At 30.8% G+C, this 7689-nt stretch carries 9 protein-coding genes and 1 pseudogene; 6 read left to right on the forward strand and 4 right to left on the reverse strand.

Going from position 1 to position 7689, the window contains the following annotated elements; genetic code table 11:
* Positions 1–78 precede the first annotated feature (78 nt).
* Together AC061C_RS14925 and mnmC2 are read right to left on the reverse strand one after the other, a co-directional pair.
* Complete coding sequence (locus tag AC061C_RS14925) at positions 79–276, reverse strand: hypothetical protein (RefSeq protein ID WP_309757706.1); 198 nt, start codon at positions 274–276, stop codon at positions 79–81.
* A 160-nt stretch (positions 277–436) separates the two neighbouring features.
* Positions 437–1099: a tRNA (5-methylaminomethyl-2-thiouridine)(34)-methyltransferase MnmC2 gene (gene mnmC2 / locus AC061C_RS14930; RefSeq protein WP_478291831.1), complete on the reverse strand. Its 663-nt coding sequence runs from the start codon at positions 1097–1099 to the stop codon at positions 437–439.
* A 298-nt stretch (positions 1100–1397) separates the two neighbouring features.
* On the opposite strand from mnmC2, the gene AC061C_RS14935 reads away from it, so the two are divergent.
* A complete protein-coding gene (locus tag AC061C_RS14935) occupies positions 1398–2465 on the forward strand; it encodes a branched-chain amino acid aminotransferase (protein ID WP_478291832.1) in 1068 nt (355 codons plus the stop codon).
* An 83-nt stretch (positions 2466–2548) separates the two neighbouring features.
* Here AC061C_RS14935 and AC061C_RS14940 read toward each other — a convergent pair whose 3' ends face one another.
* Positions 2549–2935, reverse strand: a complete 387-nt coding sequence (locus AC061C_RS14940) for a pyrophosphohydrolase domain-containing protein (RefSeq protein ID WP_478291833.1) — start codon at positions 2933–2935, stop codon at positions 2549–2551.
* Between the two features lie 547 nt (positions 2936–3482).
* On the opposite strand from AC061C_RS14940, the gene AC061C_RS14945 reads away from it, so the two are divergent.
* Genes AC061C_RS14945 through AC061C_RS14960 form a run of 4 tightly spaced genes read left to right on the forward strand, consistent with a single transcriptional unit; the run spans position 3483 to position 6154 of the window.
* On the forward strand, positions 3483–4598 hold the full coding sequence (locus AC061C_RS14945; protein WP_478291834.1) for an SRPBCC family protein: 1116 nt from the start codon (positions 3483–3485) through the stop codon (positions 4596–4598).
* Positions 4599–4658: 60 nt separating this feature from the next.
* Complete coding sequence (locus AC061C_RS14950; RefSeq protein ID WP_309757719.1) at positions 4659–5201, forward strand: RNA polymerase sigma factor; 543 nt, start codon at positions 4659–4661, stop codon at positions 5199–5201.
* 33 nt (positions 5202–5234) lie between these two features.
* The gene (locus AC061C_RS14955; RefSeq protein WP_478291835.1) at positions 5235–5648 is read left to right on the forward strand and encodes a hypothetical protein; all 414 of its coding nucleotides are present in this window, start codon (positions 5235–5237) and stop codon (positions 5646–5648) included.
* 47 nt (positions 5649–5695) lie between these two features.
* On the forward strand, positions 5696–6154 hold the full coding sequence (locus AC061C_RS14960; RefSeq protein WP_417971349.1) for a sensor of ECF-type sigma factor: 459 nt from the start codon (positions 5696–5698) through the stop codon (positions 6152–6154).
* Between the two features lie 66 nt (positions 6155–6220).
* Here the strand turns inward: AC061C_RS14960 and AC061C_RS14965 are convergent, their stop codons facing one another.
* Positions 6221–7282 (reverse strand): WD40/YVTN/BNR-like repeat-containing protein, encoded by a 1062-nt coding sequence (locus tag AC061C_RS14965; protein ID WP_478291836.1) that lies wholly within the window; start codon positions 7280–7282, stop codon positions 6221–6223.
* A 117-nt stretch (positions 7283–7399) separates the two neighbouring features.
* On the opposite strand from AC061C_RS14965, the pseudogene AC061C_RS14970 reads away from it, so the two are divergent.
* Positions 7400–7689, forward strand: a pseudogene (locus AC061C_RS14970) (hypothetical protein); the annotation flags it as partial.

A 7689-nucleotide genomic window follows, 5' to 3' on the forward strand; every position in this document is an offset into this window, starting at 1 on the left:
ATTGTATTTCAGAATGTTCAAATAATAAGTTCACTACCTAACAAATAAAAAAAGGAACCGTTTACCGGTTCCTTTTTTTTATGAATTAACGATTAACAAACATTGTTTTAACTCTGGTCTTTCAATTGTGAAATTTAATAACCACTCTCGCAACTGTTCCATTTCGTAGGGAAGTAAAGTTTTGATTGCTTTTTCTAACTCTTTGCAAAAAAGCAACGGATCAAAACTTACTCTTTCTAAAATTGATTTAGTATACTCATACATTGCTTTTGACATAATAAACATTGATTTTAGTTTAATTTTGATTCTTAGGCGTTGTAAAAATACATTATTTTTAAGTACTCCAATACTATTTAACTCAGTTTTAATTTTTGATTCACATTATTTGAAAAACAAGAACTTAAGCTATTTAAAACCAATTATTTATTGAAAATAACTAACGCTTTATAGCACGGAACATTTCTCTTTTTCCTGGTGGTCCTGCAAGTTTTTCAACTGTAAACCCTACTTCTATCATGCTTCTTTTTACTACGCCTCGCGCCGCATAAGTTACCAGTATACCTTGGGGTTTCAGGGCTTCATACATTTTTTTAAAAATAGCGGTGCTCCATAATTCAGGCTGGACTCTGTATCCAAAAGCATCAAAATAAATCAAATCAAAAGCTTCAATATCATTGATTTCTTCAAAAAATTGTTTCCTTTTAAGTAGTGAAAAATCTGTCGATAAACTTAATTTTTCTTCCCAGTTACTAGTGTGCATACTATCAAAAATAGCGCTTTCTTGATTAGCATTTAATTCTGAAACGTAGTTCATTGAAAGAACCTCTTCGACTGAAATTGGATAGGCTTCTATTCCCACATATTCTATAGATTGTTGCAATTTTTTAGACTCCAAGAATGTAATAAAGGCGTTCAAACCAGTACCAAAACCTATTTCTAAAATAGCTACATTCTGATTAGGAAACAATGAAAGACCATTTTTAATAAATACGTGCTGCGCCTCCTGAATTGCACCATGCTTAGAATGGTAACATTCATTCCACTCTGCTATTTGTATGGTAGTTGAACCGTCAAGGGTTTGGATTATTTCTCTTTTCAAAATTGGAATTTGAGATTAAAAGGATTAAAAGCTACAATTTTAATTCAAAATTAATGAAAATATAGCTGTTCTACTGCTGTAAAATCTAAATTGTTGTAAAGTCAAGCAAAATAGAGAATTATTTTAAATTTATTCAATTAGAAACAAATCATAGTTTAATCATATAAATAATATTTTTTTGACAAGAATTTTGTTGATTTTTATTTAATTTTGCAAAGATTAAACTTCAACTTATAGAAATCAAGTTTTTTAAGCTCCAGTTTGTCAGTTAAAAAAAATTAAAAAACAATACATTACTATGAGTACTACTCAAACTAACACAATCGAAACTATAAAAGCTTCTACTTCAAAAATAAATGAAGTTGATTTTTCTAACTTAAGCTTTGGCTCTGTTTTTACAGACCATTTGTTTGAATGTGATTTTAAAAATGGACAATGGCAAAAACCAGTTATAAAGCCTTATGCTCCCTTTTTATTAGATCCATCGACACGCGTTTTTCATTATGGTCAAGCGATTTTTGAGGGGATGAAAGCCTACAAAGATGAAAATAATGATGTTTGGCTTTTTAGACCCGATCAAAATTACAATCGTTTTAATACATCTGCTATTCGAATGGCTATGCCAGAAGTTCCAGAAGAATTATACATGAGTGGCTTAACCCAACTGTTGCAATTAGACAAAGAATGGATTAAAAAAGGAAAAGGAAATGCCATGTATATTAGGCCGTTTATGATTGCTACTGGTACTGGAGTAATTGCAAACCCATCTGATGAGTATAAATTCATGATTTTATTATCGCCTGTAACTTCGTATTATTCTGGCGATGTCAAAGTACTTATTGCAGAACATTTTAGTAGAGCAGCAAACGGAGGAATAGGTGCTGCAAAGGCTGCAGGGAATTATGGTGCTCAATTTTATCCAACTAATTTAGCAAATAAAGAAGGTTTTCAACAAGTGATTTGGACAGATGATGCCACACATACCAAACTTGAAGAGGCGGGAACTATGAATGTCTTTTTTAGAATAAATGACACTTTACTTACTGCTCCTACTAGCGAAAGAATTCTTGATGGAGTAACTAGAAAAACCTTAATTGATTTAGCAAAAAGTGAAGGTATTGATGTAGAGATTCGTTCAGTTTTAGTAACCGAACTTGTTGAAGCTGCTAAAAATGGAACCTTAAAAGAAATTTTTGGAGCAGGAACAGCAGCCGTAGTAAGTCCAATTTCTGGATTTTCCTACCAAGATGTTTATTATGAATTATCAAAAAATGAAAATTCAATGGCTTTACAACTAAAAACAAAGCTGGAAAACATTCAAAATAAACTAGAACAAGATAATTTTGGATGGACTGTTAAAGTGTAGTCCTAAGATTCATAAATTCAAAAAAGCGATTTTCAATATGAAAATCGCTTTTTTTATGACCTATCTAAATTTAGTATAAACCACTATTCAGAAATTATTTTAGAAAAATCAGGTTTAAAGTAATTAGGTCCTTTCATGACTTTGCCATCTTCTCGGTATATTGGTTGTCCATCTTGGCCTAATTTACTCATATTACTGCGTTGTATTTCATCAAAAACTTCCTCAATTTTATGTTGTAAGCCATGTTCGATTATGGTTCCGCACAAAATGTACATCATATCACCCAGTGCATCTGCAATTTCAATTAAATCATTGTTTTGAACAGCTTCAAGGTATTCTTCATTCTCCTCTTTCATTAAATTGTATCGCAACGTATGTTTACTTTCTCCTAAATTAGCAATAGGGATTTTACTATGGCCAATTTTAAAAGCAGTATGAAATTCTTTGACGGAGTTTATCTGTTTTTGCATTTTTTTATTTTATTAAATGAAAAAGCAAATTAGCAACTATTTCTAAACAAATAACTAAATTTGTCTAAAAATAATTCAAACTATGTTTAGTCAAGGTCAATTAGTGTTTGCAGGCTTATTTGTAGTAGCTTTTGTTATTGCTGCGATTTACTCCTATCGAAAAGATTTAAAAATTCACAAAACATTTTACAAAGGCAACTACAAGATTTTAATAGGATTTGGGGTTTTTATTGGAATTTTATTTTTGATAAAAGTGTTTTTTAAACGGTAATTTTTTTGTTCCGTACCCAAGATGTCCGCTGATTAGTGGACTTTTTTATTACAACTAATCAACTATAAAATAGGTATTTATAGTACATAATTATTTTAGATTTATTTTTATCTGAAGTTTTTTAACATTGGTTTACTAGATTTAACCTCTTGGATTTAAAATGCAATAAAATGAGCCGATTTAGTCATTTAATAGAAATAAACTATATTTATTTACCCATTTTGATGACTTGTAAATAAAACCTTTAACTTTACAAAATTAACAAACCTGTATATTATGAGGATTTTAAAATACTTATTTCTTTTACTACTGCTAAGTTTTGTGGCTTTATCGATTTTTGTGGCAACACAAAAAGGAGATTTTACCGTAGAAAAAAGTCAAATCATAAATTCTCCCAAATCAACCGTTTTTAATTTTATTAATGATTACCGAAACTGGGAAGATTTTAGTTCCTGGATTACTGAGGATCCCGAAATGAAAATCATGTTTCCCGAAAAAACAATTGGGACAGGCGCTAGTTTTTCATGGGAAGGTAAGCAAGGTTCAGGAGATATAGCGACCGTTTATGCCAAAGAAAATGATAGTATTTCTCAAAAAATGAATTTCAACGGAGCTACTTCTACAGTTTTTTGGAGTTTTAAAGACACTATTGGCGGTACAAAAATAACCTGGAAAACGATCGGTAAAATGAGTTTCAGAATGAAAGTTTCTACTGTTTTTGATGGTGGAATGAATAAAATCTTAGGAGAAACCTATGAAAAGAGTTTAGCCAATATAGACAAAACACTAGATTTTGAATTAAACTCATTTGCGGTAAAGGTAAACGGAATAGTAAAAAAACTCGGGACCTTTTACCTAAGACAAACTTTTACCAGCGAAATTTCAAAAGTAGTCAAAAATGCTTCCATTGTATTTCCTAAATTAATCACCTTTTGTGAACAAAATAACATCGAGTTAAACGGCAAACCTTTTATTATTTATCACACCTATAATGAAACAAATGGGTTGACCAAATTATCGATTTGTGTTCCTATAAAAAATCAAATTCTAACCAGTTCTGGAAGTGATATTTTAACTGGGAAACTAGAACCCTTTGACGCCCTAAAAACCACTTTAAAAGGTGATTACTCGCACACAAAAACTGCCTTAAATAAAGCGAAAACGTATATTAATACTAACGGAATTGTCCTTGATGGTGCATTTTCACACGTAGAGAATTTCTCCATTAGTAAAACCGACGTTAAAAACCCTTCTAAATGGGTAACAGAAATTTACATCCCATTGAGACCAAAAGTAATTCCTGTAACAATTGTTGTTCCACCTACTGCTAAAAAAGTGGAAGCAGTAAAAGAACCAGTCCCGATTAAGGACGAAGAAGAGTCTGAATTTTAAAATTCAACAGATCAATTAAACCTTTTTAATAAATTCTATTCTAATCTTTAAATAATCGCTTTGCAAGAAGAACAGGAATTTATAAATCGCTTGTTAAACCCTAAAACGCAAAATCAAGCGTTTCAGCAGTTATTACGGGATTATCAAAGACCTTTGTACAATCATGTTCGTAGCATCGTTTTAAATCACGATGATGCTGATGATGTACTGCAAAATGTTTTTATAAAAATTTTTCAGAATCTGAAAAATTTTAAAGGAGAAAGCAAACTTTTTTCATGGATGTATCGCATAGCAACTAATGAATCCTTAACTTTTTTGAAACAAAAATCAAAAAATAGCGGGATATCATCTGAAACCTTGCAAAATAAAACTATCGATAATTTAGAAGCCGATGTGTTTTTTGACGGAAATGAAATTCAAATAAAATTACAAAAAGCAATTGCGTTATTGCCAGAAAAGCAACAATTGGTTTTTAAAATGAAATATTTTCAAGAACTAAAATACGAGGAAATCTCAGAAATATTGGGAACATCCGTTGGAGGATTAAAAGCATCCTATCATCTAGCCGTAAAAAAAATTGAAGCTTTTGTCGCTAGAAATTAAACCTTTTAGCTGTTAAACTGTCTAAGACATACTATGAAAACATTTAAAGTAGAGAACGAACCTAAAATTGAAACTGGATTTATAACACCAGAGCATTATTTTGAAAATTTTTCAATCAAAATGATGGAGCAATTGCCAAACAACGAACCAAAAGTAATTTCTATTTTTCAAAAAAGAAAAAATATATTTATGCTGGTAGCTGCTGTTTTAGTGCTTGCTTTGATGGTTCCAATTTTAAATTATTCCACTGAAAACTCAAAAGATCTTGATGCTGTAGCATTAGAAAATTACATTACATACCAATCGAACGTTAATCAGTACGATTTGATAAGTGTATTAGAAAGCGAAGATATCAACACAATAAACTCTGGCATTGTTTTAGAAGATGATGCAATTGAAGATCATTTATCAACCAATTCAAACTTAGAAAATCTCATTTTAGAATAAAAATAACTATTCAGCTTTTTTAAAGCCGATACATAAACACATTAAAAATGAACATTAAAAAATTAGCACCAATATTATTCTTATTAGTCTCTTTCAATTTTTACGCTCAAGGCGAAAGTATGAAAGAAAAAAAAGAACAAATAAAAGCATTGAAAGTAGCTTTTTTCTCAACCGAATTGGACTTAACAACCACTGAAGCAGAGAGATTTTGGCCTATTTACAATTCCTATGATGACAAGCAATTTGAACTGAGACATCAAAAAATGAAAGCCTGTATGAGGAGAATGAGTGATGGATCACTCGATAAAATCACAGAAAAGGAAGCGAATACCTTTTTGGCTCAAATAGAAGATACCGAAGAAGAATTGTTTTTAGTACGCAAAAAGTTCATGCAAAACGTACGAACAATTCTACCCGCTGTTAAGATAGTAAAGCTCAAAAAAGCAGAGGAAAATTTCAATAGAAAACTACTTCAACAATACCGCAATAAAGGTCAAAAAAAATAAAACAATTGATTTTTTATTAATTCATAAAACACTCTAATACTGCATATCAAGTAGTAGAGTGTTTTTTTATTTAAAACGAATACGAATCATTTTATTTTGTCCCGCTGCAATCGCTGTATGATTATTTATGAACCTAATTGTATTAAGAGTAGCATCAGAAGCTAGTTTTTTCCACGAGGTTCCTCCATCAGAGGAATAATACAATCCTGAAAAACCTACTGATACTAATCCTTTACCGTTACTTTTAGGAACATATTGCACACAAGAGGCATACCCAAAACCTTGATTTTCTGCAATGAGATTCCATGTTTTTCCGCCATCTGTAGTCAATGCTTTGTTAGAAAAATTTTGATTGCGTAGCTCATAATCGCCACCAGCAATAAATCCAATTTTGGAATCATAGAAATCTGCTGTAAAAATTCCCGTCATCGCTTTTCCTTGAACAATTGGGGTGTCAAAAACTGTCCATGAATCGCCCTTGTCTGGCGAATAAAAAACTCTCGATTTTTTTCCACCCGAAACAAGCCATGTGTTATTTCCTTTAATTAAAATATTAGTATTGCTTGCCGCAAAAGCTGCTTCACCATCCATTACTTTTGGTAATTTATTTGAAGGTACTTTTCTCCATGTATTTCCCCCATCACGAGTGATAATTACATTTAAACAATCAGCAATAGGATCACCCATGGCAATTCCTTCTTTATTGTTCCAAAATTGCATGCTATCAAAGAATACTTTCTCATGGTTTTCTTGGTAGACTAATTTTACTTTTTTTTCTTCTTTAGAAATCTGATATAACAAAGCTGGATTTCCAACATTTAGTATGTAAATATTTTTTTTAGTTTGGGCATTACTTCTAAACTCAAGCTTCAAGGAGTCTTTGCTAATACTGCTTTCAAATTTTTGATTATTATCCATATTATAAAAACCAAATCGACCTTTATCTGCTGCATACCAAATTTTATTTGCATCAATTACAATCGCTCTGATACTTATTTTATCTTGAAACAAAGTATCTATGGCTACGGAATTAAAATCTATGTTATTATTATTTTTACCAGTAAAATAAGCTGTTTTACACGATGTTAAACCTATTAAAAGTAAAAAAGTTAAAATAAAATTTTTCATTTTTTGTGTTTTTTAGGCCTAAATTACAACTAAAAATTAGAATCATAATAAGCACACTGATTTATTGGCATAGTAATTGGATGCTCAAAAATAAGAATAAACTAAATTCAACTAATTATGAAAACGAAATTACTTCTATTGAGTCTTTTTACTGTTGTTTTCGCAACCCAAATACAGGCTCAAAACAGAACATCAGTAAATGCAATGAATAGCGAAATCAGTGATAACTTAGATCTAAGAGCTGTTGCTTCCATTTTTGGAGACTCTAGAAATCTTCAAGATTTTGAACGACGGTTGAATGACCCTGAGCTGCAAATATCAAACTTAGATTTAAATAATGATAATGAGGTAGATTATTTAAGAGTGATTGAAACTGTAGAAAATCGAACTCACGTAATAATTATTCA

This window comes from Flavobacterium sp. GNP010 (assembly GCF_056428945.1).

Bases quoted from the DNA above. Each gene is read 5' to 3' on its own strand.
- AC061C_RS14940 (WP_478291833.1), bottom strand. From the start codon at position 2,935: ATGCAAAAACAGATAAACTCCGTCAAAGAATTTCATACTGCTTTTAAA.
- AC061C_RS14955 (WP_478291835.1), top strand. From the start codon at position 5,235: ATGAAAACATTTAAAGTAGAGAACGAACCTAAAATTGAAACTGGATTT.
- AC061C_RS14925 (WP_309757706.1), bottom strand. From the start codon at position 276: ATGTCAAAAGCAATGTATGAGTATACTAAATCAATTTTAGAAAGAGTA.
- AC061C_RS14935 (WP_478291832.1), top strand. From the start codon at position 1,398: ATGAGTACTACTCAAACTAACACAATCGAAACTATAAAAGCTTCTACT.
- AC061C_RS14965 (WP_478291836.1), bottom strand. From the start codon at position 7,282: ATGAAAAATTTTATTTTAACTTTTTTACTTTTAATAGGTTTAACATCG.
- AC061C_RS14945 (WP_478291834.1), top strand. From the start codon at position 3,483: ATGAGGATTTTAAAATACTTATTTCTTTTACTACTGCTAAGTTTTGTG.
- AC061C_RS14960 (WP_417971349.1), top strand. From the start codon at position 5,696: ATGAACATTAAAAAATTAGCACCAATATTATTCTTATTAGTCTCTTTC.